Source organism: Pseudomonas alvandae, assembly GCF_019141525.1.
GTDB lineage: Bacteria > Pseudomonadota > Gammaproteobacteria > Pseudomonadales > Pseudomonadaceae > Aquipseudomonas > Aquipseudomonas alvandae.
The window spans coordinates 2,080,619-2,099,139 of record NZ_CP077080.1 but is presented as its reverse complement, the minus strand read 5'-3'; the positions used below and the strand labels follow the sequence as shown (position 1 = coordinate 2,099,139).

Annotated in this window: 21 protein-coding genes and 1 tRNA gene; 8 read left to right on the top strand and 14 right to left on the bottom strand. The window is 57.6% G+C overall.

The window, feature by feature from the left end:
* The first annotated feature begins 235 nt into the window (after positions 1 to 235).
* From KSS97_RS09400 to KSS97_RS09390, 3 genes are read left to right on the top strand one after another with little or no spacing between them, the layout of a single operon-like run.
* Complete coding sequence (locus KSS97_RS09400; RefSeq protein WP_217861506.1) at positions 236 to 496, top strand: hypothetical protein; 261 nt, start codon at positions 236 to 238, stop codon at positions 494 to 496.
* Positions 493 to 1,233, top strand: coding sequence for a Fic/DOC family protein (locus KSS97_RS09395; RefSeq protein WP_217861505.1), 741 nt, complete (start codon positions 493 to 495; stop codon positions 1,231 to 1,233). The genes KSS97_RS09400 and KSS97_RS09395 overlap by 4 nt, the downstream gene beginning before the upstream one ends.
* Before the next feature lie 9 nt (positions 1,234 to 1,242).
* On the top strand, positions 1,243 to 2,013 hold the full coding sequence (locus KSS97_RS09390) for a phytanoyl-CoA dioxygenase family protein (RefSeq protein WP_217861504.1): 771 nt from the start codon (positions 1,243 to 1,245) through the stop codon (positions 2,011 to 2,013).
* Here the strand turns inward: KSS97_RS09390 and KSS97_RS09385 are convergent.
* From KSS97_RS09385 to KSS97_RS09375, 3 genes are all read right to left on the bottom strand, one after another.
* A complete protein-coding gene (locus KSS97_RS09385; protein WP_217861503.1) occupies positions 1,901 to 2,524 on the bottom strand; it encodes an SMI1/KNR4 family protein in 624 nt (207 codons plus the stop codon). The genes KSS97_RS09390 and KSS97_RS09385 overlap by 113 nt on opposite strands.
* Positions 2,517 to 3,560, bottom strand: coding sequence for a sterol desaturase family protein (locus KSS97_RS09380; RefSeq protein WP_217861502.1), 1,044 nt, complete (start codon positions 3,558 to 3,560; stop codon positions 2,517 to 2,519). Before KSS97_RS09380 ends, KSS97_RS09385 begins: the two co-directional genes overlap by 8 nt.
* Positions 3,561 to 3,683: 123 nt before the next feature.
* A complete protein-coding gene (locus KSS97_RS09375; protein WP_217861501.1) occupies positions 3,684 to 4,172 on the bottom strand; it encodes a GNAT family N-acetyltransferase in 489 nt (162 codons plus the stop codon).
* A gap of 97 nt (positions 4,173 to 4,269) precedes the next feature.
* Between KSS97_RS09375 and KSS97_RS09370 the strand changes: the two genes are divergently transcribed.
* Entirely contained in the window at positions 4,270 to 4,845 is a 576-nt protein-coding gene (locus tag KSS97_RS09370; RefSeq protein ID WP_033864397.1) for a nucleotidyltransferase family protein, read from the top strand.
* A 225-nt stretch (positions 4,846 to 5,070) separates the two neighbouring features.
* Here the strand turns inward: KSS97_RS09370 and KSS97_RS09365 are convergent, their stop codons facing one another.
* From KSS97_RS09365 to KSS97_RS09330, 8 genes are all read right to left on the bottom strand, one after another.
* Positions 5,071 to 5,649, bottom strand: coding sequence for a GNAT family N-acetyltransferase (locus KSS97_RS09365; protein ID WP_217861500.1), 579 nt, complete (start codon positions 5,647 to 5,649; stop codon positions 5,071 to 5,073).
* Positions 5,650 to 5,695: 46 nt separating this feature from the next.
* On the bottom strand, positions 5,696 to 6,277 hold the full coding sequence (locus KSS97_RS09360) for a hypothetical protein (RefSeq protein ID WP_217861499.1): 582 nt from the start codon (positions 6,275 to 6,277) through the stop codon (positions 5,696 to 5,698).
* Positions 6,278 to 6,538: 261 nt separating this feature from the next.
* Entirely contained in the window at positions 6,539 to 7,180 is a 642-nt protein-coding gene (locus tag KSS97_RS09355) for a helix-turn-helix domain-containing protein (protein WP_217861498.1), read from the bottom strand.
* The gene (locus tag KSS97_RS09350; RefSeq protein WP_030137773.1) at positions 7,177 to 7,509 is read right to left on the bottom strand and encodes a type II toxin-antitoxin system HigB family toxin; all 333 of its coding nucleotides are present in this window, start codon (positions 7,507 to 7,509) and stop codon (positions 7,177 to 7,179) included. Before KSS97_RS09350 ends, KSS97_RS09355 begins: the two co-directional genes overlap by 4 nt.
* Positions 7,510 to 7,727: 218 nt before the next feature.
* The gene (locus KSS97_RS09345; protein WP_030137772.1) at positions 7,728 to 8,684 is read right to left on the bottom strand and encodes a 2-hydroxyacid dehydrogenase; all 957 of its coding nucleotides are present in this window, start codon (positions 8,682 to 8,684) and stop codon (positions 7,728 to 7,730) included.
* A 30-nt stretch (positions 8,685 to 8,714) separates the two neighbouring features.
* Positions 8,715 to 9,473 (bottom strand): SDR family oxidoreductase, encoded by a 759-nt coding sequence (locus KSS97_RS09340; RefSeq protein ID WP_030137771.1) that lies wholly within the window; start codon positions 9,471 to 9,473, stop codon positions 8,715 to 8,717.
* 42 nt (positions 9,474 to 9,515) lie between these two features.
* The gene (locus KSS97_RS09335; RefSeq protein ID WP_217861497.1) at positions 9,516 to 10,211 is read right to left on the bottom strand and encodes a fumarylacetoacetate hydrolase family protein; all 696 of its coding nucleotides are present in this window, start codon (positions 10,209 to 10,211) and stop codon (positions 9,516 to 9,518) included.
* Between the two features lie 102 nt (positions 10,212 to 10,313).
* Positions 10,314 to 11,663: an MFS transporter gene (locus KSS97_RS09330; protein WP_198797956.1), complete on the bottom strand. Its 1,350-nt coding sequence runs from the start codon at positions 11,661 to 11,663 to the stop codon at positions 10,314 to 10,316.
* A 546-nt stretch (positions 11,664 to 12,209) separates the two neighbouring features.
* Between KSS97_RS09330 and KSS97_RS09325 the strand changes: the two genes are divergently transcribed.
* Together KSS97_RS09325 and KSS97_RS09320 are read left to right on the top strand one after the other, a co-directional pair.
* Positions 12,210 to 13,142 (top strand): helix-turn-helix transcriptional regulator, encoded by a 933-nt coding sequence (locus tag KSS97_RS09325; protein WP_030137768.1) that lies wholly within the window; start codon positions 12,210 to 12,212, stop codon positions 13,140 to 13,142.
* A 316-nt stretch (positions 13,143 to 13,458) separates the two neighbouring features.
* Positions 13,459 to 14,373 carry a hypothetical protein gene (locus KSS97_RS09320; protein WP_030137767.1) on the top strand — a complete coding sequence of 305 codons (915 nt, stop codon included), beginning with the start codon at positions 13,459 to 13,461 and terminating at the stop codon, positions 14,371 to 14,373.
* A 58-nt stretch (positions 14,374 to 14,431) separates the two neighbouring features.
* On the opposite strand, the gene KSS97_RS09315 is transcribed toward KSS97_RS09320, so the two are convergent.
* The 3 genes from KSS97_RS09315 to KSS97_RS09305 all read right to left on the bottom strand — a co-directional run bounded on the left by KSS97_RS09315 (position 14,432) and on the right by KSS97_RS09305 (position 16,387).
* Positions 14,432 to 14,929, bottom strand: coding sequence for a nuclear transport factor 2 family protein (locus KSS97_RS09315; protein ID WP_225936095.1), 498 nt, complete (start codon positions 14,927 to 14,929; stop codon positions 14,432 to 14,434).
* Between the two features lie 119 nt (positions 14,930 to 15,048).
* Positions 15,049 to 16,071 carry a UV damage endonuclease UvsE gene (locus tag KSS97_RS09310; RefSeq protein ID WP_030137765.1) on the bottom strand — a complete coding sequence of 341 codons (1,023 nt, stop codon included), beginning with the start codon at positions 16,069 to 16,071 and terminating at the stop codon, positions 15,049 to 15,051.
* A gap of 226 nt (positions 16,072 to 16,297) precedes the next feature.
* Positions 16,298 to 16,387, bottom strand: a tRNA-Ser gene (locus KSS97_RS09305).
* A gap of 307 nt (positions 16,388 to 16,694) precedes the next feature.
* On the opposite strand from KSS97_RS09305, the gene KSS97_RS09300 reads away from it, so the two are divergent.
* Complete coding sequence (locus KSS97_RS09300; protein WP_030137756.1) at positions 16,695 to 17,384, top strand: crotonase/enoyl-CoA hydratase family protein; 690 nt, start codon at positions 16,695 to 16,697, stop codon at positions 17,382 to 17,384.
* Between the two features lie 344 nt (positions 17,385 to 17,728).
* Complete coding sequence (locus KSS97_RS09295) at positions 17,729 to 18,451, top strand: lysophospholipid acyltransferase family protein (protein WP_030137755.1); 723 nt, start codon at positions 17,729 to 17,731, stop codon at positions 18,449 to 18,451.
* Positions 18,452 to 18,521 lie beyond the last annotated feature (70 nt).

Here is an 18,521-nt window from a genome sequence, read left to right as displayed (position 1 = left end):
GCGGCAACGTCCTGTGTGTGATTGGGAACAGCCATGTTGTAGCTGAAGTCGTGGCGAGGGAGCTTGCTCCCGCTGGGCTGCGTAGCGGCCCCATTTTGTAAGCGCTTCGCACTCAAGCGGAAGCAAGCTCCCTCGCCACGGGGCCCTCGTTATCCACAGCGTGCTTCTCTGCAGCCACCGGAGACAGTAAAACAGCCTCATGCTATGGTTTGAGCTGTAAGCAGGAGGATTTCCAATGAACCAAGCAGCTCCCGCTAGCGTCGCGACTCAGGTCCGAAAGCTAGCTAAAGCCCACAATGTCACAGCTGAACTTGATGGTATGAGTCGTATGGCTGCTTCCATTACTCGCTTGGCTGGGGATATCGTCGAACTGGATGGCATCGAACAGTTGCTCGTCAATCTCAAGAGAAGAGGAGTTCTGAGTAAGTCAGAGATCCTAATGCTCCAAGGCGAGTATCTTCAGGAGAAAAGACGTGCCAAGAAACGTGGCGCATGAGTTTTGATCCGTTCGGGGACTTCGAAACCGCAGGGTATCTTCAAAACTCATTGGGGCTTAAAGATCCTAATGAAGTAAAGGAATCTGAGCATCTTTCCTTCGAGGCAAGTATTGAAGACGCTCTTGGCTATTTGGCAAAAAAGAAACCCGTTACCTTTCAAACCGTGCTCGAAGTCCACAAGATCTTATTTTCAGGCTTTTATCACTGGGCTGGAAAGGATCGAAACGAGCTGGTGCCCCACCTGGCCGTTTTCAAAGGTTCACACGGCGATCCTCACAGTACAGCTTTCGAGCGCCCGGATCTCATCAGGAGGTCTGTTGACTATGCGCTTAAACTCGCGGCTGATAAGAAAGCTTTCAGAGACCACCCCGGTGAAGTGATGGGGCAATTGGCTTTCTCACACCCCTTTCTTGACGGCAATGGACGCACGATCTTATTAGTATTCATGGAACTCTGTTATCGAGCCAGATTCGCTATCGACTGGTCAAAAACAAACAAGGACGATTACTTGCTGGCACTCAGCGACGAGATCCGAGAACCAGGCCAAGGGCATCTCGACAACTACCTAAAACCCTTCATAGTTTTCATATCCAGTCGCGATGAATGGCCAAAAATGATCAGTGGAATACGAGGCTTGGACGGGCTGGATAAAGAAGATATCACTTATGAAAGCCTGGACAACCCAGAGATCCAGCAACTTTACAAGACATACAGGGCAAAGCCTCTCGATCCTTAGTAGCTATTGATGAGTGATAAAAAAGAGCTCCACCGAGAGGGCTACGCCCTGCTCCACCAAGCCATCCCGACCGAATGGCTGGACCACCTTCGCGCCGTGTTCGATGCAGGTGTGAGGCCGTCGGAGCAATGGCCCGTGCCGCGTGACAGGGATTGGCGCTATTCGATGCTGGACGATGACCCGAAGATCCAGGCCGTGTGTCGGCTGCCCCAGCTTTTGGCGGTCGCGGGCGAGTTGATCGGCGAGCGGTTCTTCCTTTCGCAAGTGGAAGGACGCGAGCCCGTTGCCAATGGCGGCCACCAGCAGTTGCACCGCGACTTGTCGGCCCAGCGGCCAGGCGACATCGCCGTCGCCCTGGCTTTTTTTGACGATTACGGCCCCGAGAACGGCGCGACACGACTCGTTCCTGGCAGCCATCGCCCCGTGTCGGACGCACTACCTTTCGACTTCCACGACGAGTCACGCTCCGTACAGCTTTGCGGCCGTGCCGGTGACATCCTGGTATTCGATGTCGATCTGGTGCATGCGGGCAGCCTGAACCTGACCGGCAAACGCCGACGCTCCATTCTGATCAGCTATTTCTCAGAGGCGTTATACGCGTCACATCTGGAAACCGTGGGGCTGCGCAATATTCGCATGGACACCCGGGATCGATTCGAACCAAGCTTCAAATCAGCCGATCCACGACCCTCGCATTCCACAACGCCCGATATCGCTCCCGCCACCCTGGACTCCCCTTGTCCAGCCACTCCAATGTCGCCTCGATGCTCTCAGGACTGATCATGAAATGATTGATGTGCTCCTCGATCCGCTCTTGCGAGAGAAACAGCGAGTCCAGGTAACCATTGAAAGAATCGGCCAGCACCACGTATTCATCACCCTGCTGACGGCGCCCAGTCCAGGCAGGCAAGCCCGCCACCATCGCCGCCACGTCCTGGCGCCCCTCCCGCAGATCCAGCAACAAGACACTCGCGCCGCCGTCGCGACCGATCGGCAACAATCCCGTCGCGGGGAAGCCGGGCTGGGTGCGCAGTTGCTCCAGTTCAAAGGGATTGGATTCATACCCTTTGTCCGGATCCAGCCCGTACAGCGAAAAACTGAGCAATTCCTCATCGCCATTGGCCAAGCTGGCCAGCACATCGTATTCCAGGTAAGCGCCGTTGCAGGTCTTGAGAAATTCGCGATAGTCGCCCGGCAAGCGGGCACCCAGGCTGGCCTCCAGTTGCGCAATGGCATGTTCGGTGGCGCCTTCACGGGTGTCGTCGAGGATGAGTCCACGGTAGTCAGTCATTAATATCTCGCAACGGTGTTGAGGACCCGCTATCAGTCGCCTTCAGCGCGTGCAGGCACTTGCGAGCAGTTTCGACGAAAGGCGTGACAATCAGGCCATAAACCGTCAGGTACCGGTGATGATCTTGTCCTCCAATACCGAAACGCAAGGGCTCGGGCCGAGTGCTGGTGACATAGAGCGTGCCGAACATCCAATCCCACAGCGACAGGTTGACGCCGAAATTGCGGTTGAAATGACGCGGTGCATCGCTGTGGTGGATCTGGTGTTGCGCCGGGCTGTTCAGCACATGTTCCAGCGCCGGGCCGAAGGACAGCCAGACATGGGTGTGACGCAGATTCGCCGCCAGGCTATTGAAGATAAACACCAGGTACGTCACGCCGAACAACGTGTAACGGCTGACCTCACCACCACAGGCGTGCCAGAAAGCACCCGCGAAGAGGCCCAGGCAGGCAGTGATGCCAAGCTTCTCGACGATCTTCTCGACAAAATGCACCCGGCTCGCCGTGGCCGGTACCAGCACGGGTGCCGAATGATGCACCTTGTGAAACGCCCAGAGCCAGCGAGAGTGAAACGCCCGGTGCACCCAGTAATGGACGAAATCCTTCACCAGGAACACCCCCAGCCCATAGAGTAATGCAAGCGAAAGGTTTTCCCCCAGGCGCGGACGCGCGCCCCACAGATTATTGAAAAAAGCCGAATAATCTCCAGAGCGCAGGATATACGGATCGACCAAGTGGACAATGGGCAGCACCAAGGCAACCTTGAGAATCGCCTGGACGAAGTAGTACCGATAGTCCAGCAGCGCCGAGCGATGCAGATTCACTCGGCTACCACCTATGAATTGCCAGAACGAACAAGCCTCGGTCAGGCGACGGCGCTTCCTATAACGAAACAGGCTATAGGCGACGCCGTACGAGGCGCAGAGAAACAGAATTCCGAACCGGCCGTTCAGGTTGAAAATGCTGAGGAACTGCTGGGTGATGGGTGCGATTACCCATGCGCTCAGGTGGTGATACACAAGGGAAAACGCATCCACGAACGCAAGCCTCTGCCGAAGGAGCGGTATTGTAAATCAGTCGCGTTGGGCGAGCTTGAGTTTTCAGTCTTTTTCCAGAGTTGGCTGCTCAAAGCAAAATGCAGGACGCGGCAGAGAAAGAAATCATACTTGGCCCCCTCTACCACGACGCATGTGGATGAGTGCGGTCCTACGATGATCTGGAGAAACTCGCTCTTCAACAGCAAAGGGCAAGAAACCCAGCTTTGGATAAAGTAGCAGGCCTGCCGTATTTTCGTTGAAGCAGGATATGCGCACCTCAGTGGCGTCATAGTGGTCGAACGCCAAGGCTGTCATCGTGTTCACGAGGAAAGTTGCAACGCCTTGACCTCGGGCATCTTGGGCAACGATGACGTTGCCGATACAGCAGGCTCCACCTGTTTCAGCCCGATAGAAATTAGCAAAACCGACAATACGGTTGCCGACCTCGACGACCGTCGAATCGAGTCGTTGAGCGATAGCGTCAGCCAACTGAACTTCAGTCAGAGGGTATTGGGCTTTCGGGAACATATAAAACAGTTCCCGGGCATCCAGCGCAAAGCTACAGATAGTCTTGATGTCATCAGCCGTCACTGGCCTACTTTGCAATTTCATCGGGCGTCCTTGAGGTCATGTGCTGGGATTTTAGCTCAGCTGATTTTGCTCAACCGTCTCTCGGGGTGCCAGGACCAGATCGATTCCAAGGATAGATATGACATTGACCGTCGAACGCTTGGTCAGCATAGCCATGACCAATCCAATCAACGCCTGCATCACCGCGCGCCTGCCTTCGCTCGGTTTGAACCAATGCATGCTCACCGCAGGCTGCCTGTTCCAGGCCGTTTGGAATCATCAGTCGCAGCGGCCAACGGCCTGGGGCGTGAAGGATTACGATGTTTTCTACTTCGACGCTGACCTGTCCTGGGAAGCCGAGAATGAAGTGATCAACACCGCCCAACGTCTTTTCCAGGATCTCGACGTCAACATCGAGGTCAAGAACCAGGCTCGCGTTCACCTTTGGTACGGCCAGCGGTTTGGCAAGCCCTACCCTCAACTTCAGTCGGCCAAGGACGGCGTTGATCGCTATCTGGTTGCGGGTACGTGTATTGGACTGGATGTAGGAACAGGCGAAGTTTATGCGCCTTACGGCTTGGATGACGTGGAGCAAGGCGTTCTTCGTATCAATCCAAAGAATCCACAGCCAGATTTGTTCGATGAAAAGGCGAAGAGTTATCAGGCTCGCTGGCCGTGGCTCAGGATTCTGGAGAAAGGATGCAAATCTCCATAATCCGTGGCAAGGGAGCTTGCTCCCGCTGGGTGGCGAAGCCGTCCCAAAACGTTTTTTCAGAAAAACAGCTTCAACGGTCTGCCGACGGCGACGCCGCCGAGCGGGAGCAAGCTCCCTCGCCACGGAGTGTGTATCTATTAAGACTACGCATGTACTTGCTGCCGCCTTCGCGAGCAGGCTCGCTCCCACGGCAGATCGGCGGCGGATAGCCGCTCCCACCTGGGCTCATTCGGGTAAAAACGGGCGTATCTTTTGCGCAGCTTCGTTCCTGGACCACTCTTCACGTGGCAGCTCCCAAACCTCCTTGAGCAACGACCCACAAACAAAATCCCCCTGCTGCGTCCCGATCATGCGCATCCCCTCGCGCTCCGAAATCCTGCGCGAAGCCAGGTTGCCCACCGCCTTCGGCACTCGCATGACCGGACGCTCCAGCGCTTCGAACCAATAGGCATTGATCGCCTCGCAAGCCTCGCGCATGTAGCCTTTTCCCTGCCATTGCGGCGCCAGCCAGAAGCCTCGGTTGTTACCTGGCTGGTCGTACAGGCTGATGCTGCCGATGCATTGCGCGGGATCTTCGGTAATACGGATCATCCAGTGCCACTCGCTTCCGGCGGCGACAGCAGGCAGCGCATGGTCACGCACGTAGGTCAGCGCGCCGTCATCCGGGTAAGGCCAGGGCACGCGACTGTCGAGGTAGCGGACCACTTCCCAATGTGGGAATAGCCTTTGAATTGCCGGTGCGTCCGTCAGTTCAAGGGGCGTGAGAATGAGGCGGCGGGTTTGGAACGTGGGGGTAGATTCCACGATGAAGATTCCTTTTCAATACCGATGGCTATCCTGGGGGGGCACCCTAAAGATTGTCCGTCACCCTGCACAGTTTGCTGTTCTTCAATGATGAAGGAGGAAGCTCCTTCATCCCCGCCGAGATTTTCCTGAGGGTAACCCCGCAGGTGTAACGGCCTGCGGCGTCCAGTTGGTAATCCTTCCCTGCCTCAGGAACAAAACTGAACATGTTGTAGCATTGCGCACCGATGTAATGAAAAGCGACGGGGCGCCCGGCCGGCACCAGTAGCTCGGTCATCACCGTCGAGGCTGGGTGCTTGTCAACGGCTGGCATGCCCAGGCTTTCACCATTGCGATTGGCGTAGCCATCCCGGAACGCCACCATGACCCCGGCGCCCGGCAGCCGGAAGTCCACGCAATCGGATTTGGGTACCGCCCTGACCATGCCGTCGCTGATCACTCGCAAGCGTGCTGTCTCGCCACCGCCGGGTGTTGAGTAAGGGGTGGAGAAAGAGCGGACATCCGACAGCGCTCCGCAGCCGGCGAGCAGGGTCAGTAAGGTGAGGCTCCAAGTATGTCGCAGGACGCAGAGCGTATTGCGCGGGTAATTGTTGATTCGGAGGTTGAGGGGGCGCGGCGCTTGGCTCACGATGATGCTCCATGCAGGTCAGATATCCAGGGCCGACGACGGTCGAGAGGAACGCGATGCCAGCGCGGGATTTTATAGAGGGTTCGGGGACGCGCCGCAATGGCCGATGTATCGGGGCGCACGCGTGATGCCCCACGCTCATTGAACCTCATCTCTGGGCTGGTCCTCGCGGTAGTAGCGACGCTGAGCTGGCCGGTGCGGGTCATCCTGACGACACGGGCTCGACAAACTTCCCTGCCTCTTGATCAGCAGACGATTGCCCTACCCCTTTTTCGGCTTTTTGGCTGCCTTCGTGCGGCCCTTCGGGGTCATCACTTTGTATTCACCGGCACCGGCCTCTTCCACTGAATAGGCGGGCAAAGCGTTCTCATGCAAGACGTAATGACCTGACGTTTTATTGACAGATAGAGAGACAGTTTCAATATGAGCCGCCAGCTTTGCCGAGGTCGCCGACAGGAACGCACCCGGCTCCATCCCAAACCGCTCTGACAGCGCATAAGCCATCTTGTGACTGATCGGCCGATCGCCATTGAGCACTTTGGACACCGCTGTTTTGTCACCGATTTCAGGAAGGTCGGAACCGGTGAGTCCGTGCGTCTCCATCAGGTCCTTGATCAGTTGCACAGGCGTGCAGGTCGCCTCAAAAGCAGCATTCGATTCACGAAACTGGGCGGAGTCGCGCTGGTAGGCCAGGATTTCGTCCTCAAGCTCAACGAGAATCCGCTCCTCGACCTTGCTCAGCTCGCGCCCGTCGGTGAGTTCATCGAGCAAGTCCGTCGCCCGTTCATAGTCGGCGGGGGTCCTGATGCCGTGTACAAACTCACCGCGCAGGCGATCCAGCACGGCGTGCAGTTCACCAAGCGTCGCGATCATGGTTTGAAAGTCGTTCCGGGCTGCGCTCATCGTCTTGTCCCTTTGTTCCTTGCATACCAACTGTTGGCAACGTCGTAATCGGCATGCGTGTAGATGTGTTTGACGTAGAACTTCTGCCGGGCATAGTTGACGCCGCCTATCACCCTGAGATTATTGCCGCCTACGTCGATCACCACCCAATTCATTGCGGCCCTGGGCTTGAACAAGTCAACGCCGTGGGTACCGAAAAGCTTTTGCAGGTCCGCGAACGCCTTGGGGCGCGCCATCCTCAAAATGCGCAGGCAACGATCAAGACCGGCCTTGTCGTTGGGGTACCGAATCGCAGCGTCGTCAAAACGTGATGGCGTGAGTATATCCATGGGCGTCCTTGTCTTTGGGCCGATGGTACTCTAGTTGTGTTTTTTAACAACTCTGATTGATTGGCAGTAGTGGGACGCATGCTGTGACACTTAGGCGATTCGCGCCGGCTGCATTGGGGTCAGCGGGTTATCGCCTACACATCCAGAGACAAAATGAACCCTGCCGACCCAACCCGCCTGAAAATCTGGCAACCAGCGCCCCTGAAGGGGCAAACCTTTTACTCCGTCACACACCCCTGCGGCACTCTTCCCGCAAAACTGTCCACCAGGCTCGCCACCACCATCTCCCCCATCCGCGTGCGGGTCTGCAATGTCGCACTGGCGCGGTGGGGTTGCAGCACGACCTGTTCATTGCCGAACAATGCCTCAGGCACGTGCGGTTCCTCGACAAACACATCCAGCGCCGCACCGGCGATGTCTCCCGCGGCCAGCGCTGCCACCAGGTCGGCCTCGTCGACCAGTTTCCCGCGTGCAACGTTGATCAGGTAACCGCCCTTGCCCAAGGCACGCAGCACCTTGGCATCGATGATGGCTTCAGCCTTGTCGGCGGCCGCCGCGAGGATCAGGGCGTCGCTGTCGCGGGCCAGTTGCTCCAGGTCAGCCACGAAGGTGTGGTTCACGTCGCCCATGGGCCGCAGGTCGGTATAGCTGATCGGGCAACCGAACGCGGCGGCTCGGGTTGCCACGGCGCGACCGACCCGCCCCATGCCGACGATGCCGATGCGCATGCCGGACACCTGCCGCGCCAACGGCAGCGGGGCCAGTGGCGTCGGGCTCTGGGGCCACTGGCCGGAGCGCACGTAGCGGTCACCGGTGCATACCCCGCGACACACGGCAATCAACAAGCCAATGGCCAGGTCGGCAACGTCTTCCGTCAGCGCACCAATGGTGGCTGTCACGCGGATTCCGCGATCCCGGGCATAGGCCAGATCCACCGCATCAGTGCCCACGCCGTTGACCGCAACGATTTCCAGCCTGGGCAGTTGTGCCATGAGCGCTTGGCTGATGCCCGTGTGCCCACCAGTGATCACGCCGCGAATGTTGCCGCCGTGCTCGCGCAAGTAGGCGGGTTTGTCGGCCTGTTCGAAATAGCGTCGAACAGTGAACAGCTCATTGAGCCGGGCATTAATTTCGGGAATCAGGATCGGGCTGAGTTGCAAGACTTCTGGCTTCATAGTGACCTCGTGACGAATTGGAAGGCGGGCTCAACCGCGACCGGCAAACGGCATGGCCGTGGCCATGACGGTCATGTTCAGGACGTTAGCCGACAGCGGTAGGCCGGCCATATAACGAACGGCATCAGCCACGTGCTTGACGTCCACCATGGGTTCCACCGCGATGCTCCCGTTGGCCTGGCGTACGCCCCTGGTCATGCGCTCGGACATTTCGGTGAGGGCGTTGCCGATGTCGATCTGGCTGCAGGCGATGTTGTACTCGCGCCCGTCCAAGGCCAGGGATTTGGTCAGGCCCAGCACCGCATGTTTGCTCGCGGTGTAGGCGCTGCTGAACGGTCGTGGGGTGTGCGCCGAAATCGAACCGTTGTTGATGATGCGTCCGCCCTGTGGTTGCTGTCGGCGCATCAGGCCGAAGGCGCCACGGGCACACAGGAAAACACCGTTGAGGTTGGTATCGATCACGTTTCGCCACTGCTCGAACGTCAGTTCATCCAGCGGCACGGCGGGGGCATTGACCCCGGCGTTATTGAAGATGACGTCCAGGCGTCCGTAGACCTCTTCGACGGTGGCGAACAGCGCATCTACGCTGGCCGGATCCCGCACGTCAGTCGGTACCGCCAGCGCTACGCGCCCCTCGGTTGCCGCCAGGTCGACCAACGCCTGCAACGGTTCCGCGCGGCGTCCCGCCAGGACCAGGGTGTACCCATCCTGCAACAGCCCCAAGGCCACGGCGCGGCCGATCCCGCTACCGGCGCCGGTCACCAGGGCAACTTTCAAAGTGTTCGACATGTCGTGTATTCCTTTTAAAAAATCGGTACGGCGAGGCCGGGTTCAGAGGCGCGGGCCGACGCGCACTTCCAACTGCCCGACGCCATCGATGCCGGCGTTGATCACGTCGCCTGGATGCAACACATCAACACCGGACGGGCTGCCCGTCATGATCAGGTCGCCGGCCCGCAGCGCCACCGATTGGGAAATCCTGCTGATCATTTCACTGACCGACCAGATCTGGTTGTCGAGGCTGTCACGCTGGCGCTCCTGGCCGTTCACGCTCAACCAAAGTTCGCCATCCGGATGCCCTGCCCTGGAGACCGGCACGATGGCGGTCATTGGCGCAGCGCCATCGAACACCTTGGCCCCTTCCCAGGGCAGGCCGTCGCGCTTGGCCGCCAGCTGGACGTCGCGTCGCGTCAGGTCAAGCCCGGCCGCGTACCCCCAGACATACGCCAGGGCCTGGCTCTCCGGGATATTCGCACCGCCCTCGCCGATGGCGACGACCAATTCGATTTCATGGACGAACGCCTCTGTCATCGTCGGAAAAGGCACCTCCCCGACCGCGTCGATGACACAGCTGGACGGCTTCATGAAAAACACCGGAGGCAGGCGGTTCTGGCCGCCCTGGGCGTCTGGCCACGGATAATTGCGACCGACACAAAACACCCGGCCAACGGGAAAACGCTGAGAGGTGCCGATCACCGGCAGGGCGACGGGCAAATCCGGAGTAAAGACGTATTCGGGCATGTTCATCCTGTTGAAAGTCCTGTTGGAAGCATCAGCGTACGGCGGCATTTCCCGACAAAGTTGGACGAATGCCGCCTCGTATTGGAAAAAAACAGTTTTTTCCTGTGCTCAGCGCGCCTTCAATTCGATGCGATACAAACGGCCGAGCAGCAAGGAATAAGACAAGGTGCCGACCAGCGCCACGCCACCGATGAACCAGAAGGCCAAGGCAAACGAGCCGGTCTTGTGGACGATCGCGCCAATCACGATGGGCGTGACGATGCCGCCGATGTTGGCGGCCAGGCTGGTTATCCCACCGGTCAGCCCGATCAGCTCCTTGGGGGCGACTTCCGACACCGCCGCCCACGAGGAGGACGCGATCCCTTGGGCGAAAAAGGCGACGGTCAATACCGCAATGCAGATCACGTTCGAGTCGGTGAAATTCACCAAGACGATGGACATGCCCAGCATCGATCCCACCACCAGCGGCAACTTGCGGGCGAACGACAACGAATAGCCGCGGCGGATCAACAAGTCGGAAATGATCCCGGCCAGCAAGATGCCCACCGTCGCGCCCACGAACGGCAGCACCGCGAAGATCCCGGCCTTGATCATGGTCAGGTGGCGCTCCTCGATCAGGTACGTCGGGAACCAGGTCAGGAAGAAATACAACGCCGACGTGCTGGCGAACTTGCCGATGCAAATCGCCCAGACCTGGCGGTAGCTGAACAGCTCGACGATCTGCCGCCAGTTGAACCGGGTGCGCTCCTGGCTGCTCTTGACCAGCCCTCCCCCGGCTTCGATGTACTTGAGTTCTTCTTTGCTGACCTTCTTGCAGTTCATCGGGTCGCGGTACAGGTACAACCAGGCGATGCCGAAGACGATGCCAAGCGCACCGGTGCTGTAGAAAACGTGCCGCCAATCGTAGGTCGTCGCCAGCCACAGCAGCGCACCGGTAAACAGCGCCGTCCCCAAGTACTGGCCACAAACGTAGATGCTACTGGCCAGGCCCCTTTCCCGCGCCGGAAACCACACCGTGACCGCCCGGCTGTTGGCTGGGAATGCCGGTGCTTCCATCGCACCGACAGCCAGGCGCAAGCCGAACAGCGACGCAAAACCCGTGGCGAACCCCTGGCACACGGTGACGGTCGACCAACTGATCAGCGACACCCCGTAGGTGAACCGGGAACCGAAGCGATCGGCGATGAAGCCGGCGGGTACCAAGGCCAGCGCGTAGGTCCAGGCAAACGCGGAGAAGACCAGGCCCATTTCGATCTTGTCGAGCCCTAGGTCCTTGGCCAGGAATGGCGCGGCAATCGAAATATTCACCCGGTCTATGTAGTTGATGATCGTTGCAATCAACAGCAACGACAGCATGAACCAGCGCCGCCGCGACGGCAGACGCTCGGACGCCACGGCATCCCGGGCGTCGGCAATACCTGGCGGCGCAGTGGTCTGGGAGGTGTGTGAATTCGACATGAGGGGACCTCGTTATTGTTAGAAGGGTCGAGATATTGCGGACAGCCGAAGCCATTGCCCTCGATCTCCGGGGCAGGACAATCACAACGTGATGGGGGCTTGGTCAGCCGTTGTCAGGCGTTCGCAGCGGCCAGGCGACAGCGTTGGCCAGGAGAATCGGGGAGCAGTGGGAGGACGTTCATGATGGGCGCACCTTGGGTTGTTTTTGGATGGGTCGGGTTGCGTTGCCCCAACAGTGGTCGTACAACCAATCGAAATCAACCTGAGCGTTAGATCATTTTTTCCTGCAAAAACAACGTTGGACAAACCTGTCCAAAAAAATCGGCGCATACGGTAACTGCCGACAGTGTTCTATTCTCATAATAAGCTTTTGTTTTTTAAGTAAAAAATCAAACAATTATGAACGCAGTCATTTTGGACAGCTTCTCCAATTGCCTCCCTCTACAAAAAAGCCCCCTCCCTGATGTCATCGTATAACCACTTGTAAATCCCACGTCCCCTTGGCCACAATCCGGTCATCAAGCGCTTGTCGAGGATTCCAAGGCGATGTCATTACCGAACCGAGTCCCCACTTACGTCATGCAACAACGCAGCGAATTGACGGACTTCTATATCCGCGACAAAAAAGGACGACGCGCCGAAACCAGCCCGCACCGCCACGAATATTTCCAGATCCAGATCAACCTTGGCGGCGACACCGTGCAACACATCGGCAACGTCCAGCGGCCGTTCCCACGCAACACCCTGGCCTTCATCCTGCCCCACCGGGTGCATGTGATTCCGCACCCGGTGGACAGCAATTTCGTGGTGATCAATTTTTCCCAGACCTTCCTTCTTCCGCATTTGCAATGCGACCCGATGGACCTGGAAGAAGTCTCGATTCTGCTGGCGCCTGAACTGTCGCCGTTCCGCTTCCAGGAACACCTGGACTTCGTCCTGAGCGACGAGGCATTTGCCAAGATACGTGCGTTGATCGAACAGATGCGTGCATTGGACGAGAACCGTCAGTTCGGCACACGCGAGATGCTCAAGGGCTTGCTGCTGCAACTGATCGGCAGCGTCTGCGCCTTGTATGCCGAACCACTCAAGCGCTTGGCCGAAGAGAACGCCGCCGAAGTCAGCCGACGCGATGCATTGGGCAGGATGTCCGAATATTTGCGCAAGAACATCGCCGACCCCGACCTGAACCTGATCAAAGTGGCAGCGGCGACCTACCTGTCGCCGACGTACTTGACCCACTGGCTGCGCAAGGAAATCGGCAAGACCTTCACTGAACTGGTACTCGAACGCCGGATGCATGCGGCGCGCAACTACTTGCTCAACGGAACACGGCCAGTGGGCGAAGTGGCGAGGTTATGTGGCTTTGCCGACGAGGCTTACTTCTCCAGGCGTTTTCGCCAGATACACGGACAACCGCCGGGGCAGTTCAGGCGGCAGCAGTTGAATCCGGACAGTCCGCAGTTGCCGTTGAATACTTGATCAAACGCTAATCAAGCGATGTCTCCACCAGTATTTAATTTGTGCCCCACCTACTGGCAGATTGCCGCCACCTGAACTATACATTCCTCCACGCCAAGAGGGATCGACGATGAGCATTACTGCGCTAGCACGGCTGCTATATCAAATGCTCACACCGGGATCGAGCGACGCCGTTCTCTTTTCTGGTTTTCCCTTTAGCCCACCCGGAAAAAACACCGACCACGGGCGATCGTAACGACTACCAATTAGCTCCAGTTGGCTGCGCCCCCGGCCCAGCCAACAACCTGTTGCACTAACGACAAAAGGGAAGAGTCTGATGAGTTCATTCACGATAACGGCGTTGACCATACTGATGGCCAGCACAATTTCCGGTTGCGCGACATGGACCCACACAAGAGTGCTCGAAGCGGAAGAGAGAGTCATTATTTACTCAGAAATTGACTCCGTGGACAGTAATCCCAAAAAAATACAGGTCATGTGCTCCGAACCGAGTCCCGATGCCTTGAAAACCTTGGCTGCGTCCATGAATGTGGAGAAACAGGAAGTAGCAAAACTGGCGGCCGCCTATTCAGAAGCAGGTGCAAATATTGGCTTGAGAACCCATTCGATTCAGCTCCTTCGCGATCAGCTTTTTGCCATCTGCCAAGGTTATGCGAATAAAGGGATTTCCGGCCCTGCCTATCAAATGATGTTGACTCGCAACCAACGAAATACCGTCGCCCTCATGGCTATTGAACAACTCACAGGCGTTCTGCAAACGCCAGCAGTGAAGTTGTCGGGCTCGGCATCAATAGGTGCAAACCAGGAACTTATCGCCCTGAACCAAAAACTCAAGGTCGAGGCGGAAACGAAGTACAACGCACTCACAGCTGCTCAAAAAACGGAGACTGAAGGTCAAGGATTAAAAAAACAGATCGATGAATATACCGCGTCCATCGAAAGAGCCAAGAACGCGATCGTTGCAGCCACCGCTAACGCCGAGAATTCAGCGCAGGGCGGACGACCTGATGCGGCCACGATAGGCGCTATCGCAGAAAAAGTGAAAGAGATTGCTATTGAAATCTTGAGCCAAAATGACCTGTTTTACGTATGTCTGGACATGGATCAAACTTATGCAAACCTCAAAAAAGACCTCCCCGCTGCGCTAAGGGCGCGTTGTGATAAAGCCTATACAAATCTGGACCCAAGGAGCATTCAATCTGGATCCGGATCCGGATCTGCGACCCAATGAACGGGCCTATCTATCGAACTGATAATAAATAACGGACTTCCCACTTCACTGAAAAGCCCTAGGGGACAAGTTTGACCCGGTGCATGAGATCGTCGAGAGCATAGGTATCCAGGAAGGCGGTCACTTCGATGACTTGCCCATTCTTGAACGTCATATGCCACAGATAGGTGTTGTTGTAGGGTTTCTGATCCAGCGCCGTGGCCCTTCCATGCCAAAGAACAACCACGACGTCATCCTCGGCAATGATGCTTTGCACCGTGGGGACAATCGGCGTTGCCAGTCGCGCAGTGATTGACCGGACGACTTGGGCCAACTCAGCCTTGCTGGCGTACATACCGGAAACGGGGCTCGTCCCCGCCACGGTCCATCTGGCATCGGGCGCAAGCAGATCGAACACCGTGCCTTTGCCTTGCTGCCAATTTGTGAATGCCTCGCGCACCAGCGTCGCATTGGTTTGCTGGGTTGAAGTTGGCGACGCTCCAGCGATCGATGTCGAAAGCGCCAGGCACAAGGCAATGGCATGAAGACGTAAGATCGAACTCATCGATAGTTTCATGATGTCTCTCGCAGCAATGCTATGGATTAAGGCTCTTTAAAAAGAACCTTAACGATATGCACGCAGAAACCTTTGCTTAATACTGCTCGACGCTTGCCTGATGCTATTCGAGCCTGGTCTTAGCCATTCAGGACGTCTTCATAGAACGCCAGCGCAGCCACGTTCTTATCCTTCGCTTCCAACATGATGTCGAAGCGGTCCAAAAAACCGAGGGCGTACTGGTTCGTCCAGTGATTCCACATCTGCGCGCTGTGGCCGTACAGGTCTCGTTTGGACACGACCTTCAACAAGTTCTCCATCTCAAGCTTGTCGCCTGCATCGAAGCCCAACTCCTGTAGCCGCTCTGGTGGCTGGGAGTAATGCATCGTGGGCCGAACGCCGCGCCAACTGTCGATAACGCGTTGGACTCGCGGGGAATCCGGCGCGATGTAGTCGTTCTCATTGATCCAGCAGTGATGAATGTCCAGCACGACGGGGGCGAGGTCGGCGAGTTGCAGGCAATCATCCACGCCGTAGGCCTTTTCCTCGTTTTCAAACGTGATGCAGTTGCGCGACACCTCCGACAAGCGCGGCCAGACCGAACGAATCCCCTCGCCCCCCAGCCGCCCGGCAATGTGCACGTTGCATTTGAAATCCTGGAAACGCCGACCGAAGCCCATCATCCGGATCATGTCGGCGTGGTATTCAAACTCGGCGAGGCTGTTTTCCACCACCGGCGGTTTATCCGAGCCCAGCACACAGTACTGGCCGGGATGAAAGGACAGCCGGATATCCGCTGAACGCGCCAGCTCGCCAATGGCGGCGAAGCGTTTGGCAAGTTCGCGCTGGATGCCGGGGTCTTGATAGAAAGCGCTCACCTTCGGATGACTGTAGAACGGCAACAGGTCGCTGCTCAGTCGAAGCATGCGCAGGGTCGGTGGCAGCTCGGCGACGTAGGCGATGAGGCGCAACTGCGCGTCGAGATTGTGCGTGACGATTTCCAGAAGCTTGTCGCGGGCGATTTGCACGGAGACGCTGTCCATCCAGCGTAATGTCGTGGTGCGGGGGTTGAAGGGAGCTTCGATGGTCTTTAGCGCAGCCGCAGAAAGGCCGCGATCAGGGTGGCGGTATTGGCAGGCGAAGCCGATGCGGGGGTGGGTCATGGGAGGTCCTGGCCGTTGAGTCCGTGTCGGCGGTAGACATCCTGGTGATTGAGTTGTCGTTTTTGGATTGGCTATTGGGTGACGAAGCTAATTTGCCTGTTGCGCCGGTTTTCGCTAAGTCAGGACTCCGTTCCCAGATTGTTCCCATATCGCCCTTTTCCAGACACCAAAAACCACAAACCCCCGACTTTCTCTAGGAAAATCAGGGGTTTGTGTTTGTAGAATGTGGCGGTGAAGGAGAGATTCGAACTCTCGATACAGTTTCCTGTATACACACTTTCCAGGCGTGCTCCTTAAGCCACTCGGACACTTCACCGTGTCTCGGCAAACTGTTCAGTCTGTCGAGGCGCGCTAATGTAGTCGAAAGCCTTTGCGATGGCAAAGGTTTTTTTCAGAATTTTCATGCGGTTAAGGCTGGCCCGGGTTTCAAACCGGCTGGGGGATGGCAAACCGGCCAAACTCTGGCCTGGTCTGTGGGCCGCGCGACGGAAACAGGCGCGGCCCTTGGGGCGGGGCGGGCTGTTTATAGAAGGCAGGGCTGACCGGTGAGTCAGTCACGGCGCTTTACCTGGCCTGCGACGGTGGGTAACGTCTGCTCCACTTCTCTTACAAGGAATAGCGTCATGAGCGACCTGATTGCCTACCATCTCGAAGACGGTATCGCGACCCTGACCTTGAACAACGGCAAGGTCAATGCCATTTCGCCTGATGTGATCGTCGCGTTCAACGCCGCGCTGGACCAGGCGGTGGCCGATCGCGCGGTGGTGATCATTACCGGGCAGCCGGGGATTCTGTCGGGCGGTTACGATTTGAAAGTGATGACTGCCGGCCCGAAGGAAGCGGTAAGCCTGGTGGCGTCCGGCTCGACCCTGGCCCGCCGCCTGTTGTCGCACCCCTTCCCTGTCGTCGTCGCGTGCCCTGGGCATGCCGTGGCCAAGGGTGCCTTCCTGTTGTTGTCAGCGGATTACCGCATTGGTGTCGAGGGGCCGTTCACCATCGGCCTGAACGAAGTGCAGATCGGCATGACCATGCACCACGCCGGTATCGAACTGGCCCGCGATCGCTTGCGCAAGTCGGCGTTCCACCGCTCGGTGATCAATGGCGAGATGTTTAATCCGCAGAGCGCCGTGGACGCGGGTTTCCTCGACAAGGTGGTCTCGCCTGATGAGCTGCAAGCGGCGGCATTGGAAGCCGCGCGTCAGTTGAAGAAGATCAACATGACCGCCCACAAGAACACCAAGCTCAAGGTCCGCAAGGCGCTGCTGGATGCGTTGGACAGCGCGATCCTGCTGGATCAGGAGCATATGGGCTGAACCGTGGCGAGGGCGCTTGCTCCCGTTCGGCGGGACGTAAAGCTGCCGAAGGCTGCGATCTTTGGTCTTTCGTTCGCTTGAAATTCCAATGTCAGGTGAAAGATCGCAGTCTCGTTGCACTCGCCAGCTCCAGGCCAAGTGAAAGCGGGCGCCCCGCCACGGGTCAACCGGATCTTTTTCCACCCAAGGTGGACCTGACCCTGCGGCCGCTCTAACCCGCTTCCTACGCGCTGTTTAGAAACATACGCTTAAACATCGCCTATCTCCTACCTCTACAGGGGCAATTGCCGAAAACAGTGCACATCCGTACACTGCGCCACCTTTTGTCCCGGCGGGGCTTGTTGATGTTGTTTACGTTGCGTATGTGTTTGATGGGCCTGCATTTTGTCCTGGCGGGGGTGGTGGGTGTGATTCTTGGCCTGTGCCGGCCGTTCAACCCTGACAACAGCCGTTTATGCGCCCGGCTGTATGCGTTGCCTGCCATGTGGTTCCTGCGCCTGCGGGTCAAGGCCGAGGTCGACACGCTGGTAAACAAATCCCAGAGCTGCGTGATCATCGCCAATCATCAATCCAACTACGATCTGTTCGTATTCGGTAATGTGGTGCCGCGCCGCACGGTGTGCATTGGCAAGAAAAGCCTGAAATGGGTGCCGCTGTTCGGTCAGTTGTTCTGGCTGGCGGGCAATGTGTTGATTGACCGCGGCAATGCGATCAAGGCGCGCAAGGCGATGCTCACCACCACCCATACGCTGCAGCATGAGGACACCTCCATCTGGGTATTCCCGGAAGGCACGCGCAACCTGGGCGAAGCGTTGCTGCCGTTCAAGAAAGGCGCATTTCAGATGGCGATTGCCGCCGGGGTGCCGATTATCCCTGTGTGTGTCAGCACCTATATCAAGCACATGCGCCTTAATCGCTGGCGCAGTGGTGACATTCTCATACGCTCGCTGCCGGCGATTCCTACAACAGGTCTGAGCATGGAGGACATGCCCCGCCTCATCGCCCAATGCCGCGAGCAGATGCAAGCGTGCATCGACACGATGGACCGGCAGTTGCAGGTCGCCTGACAGGAAACCCGCCCATACGGCGGGTTTTCTTTTGCGGCGAACCCAGCGAATTTCACTGACTCTCAAGCAA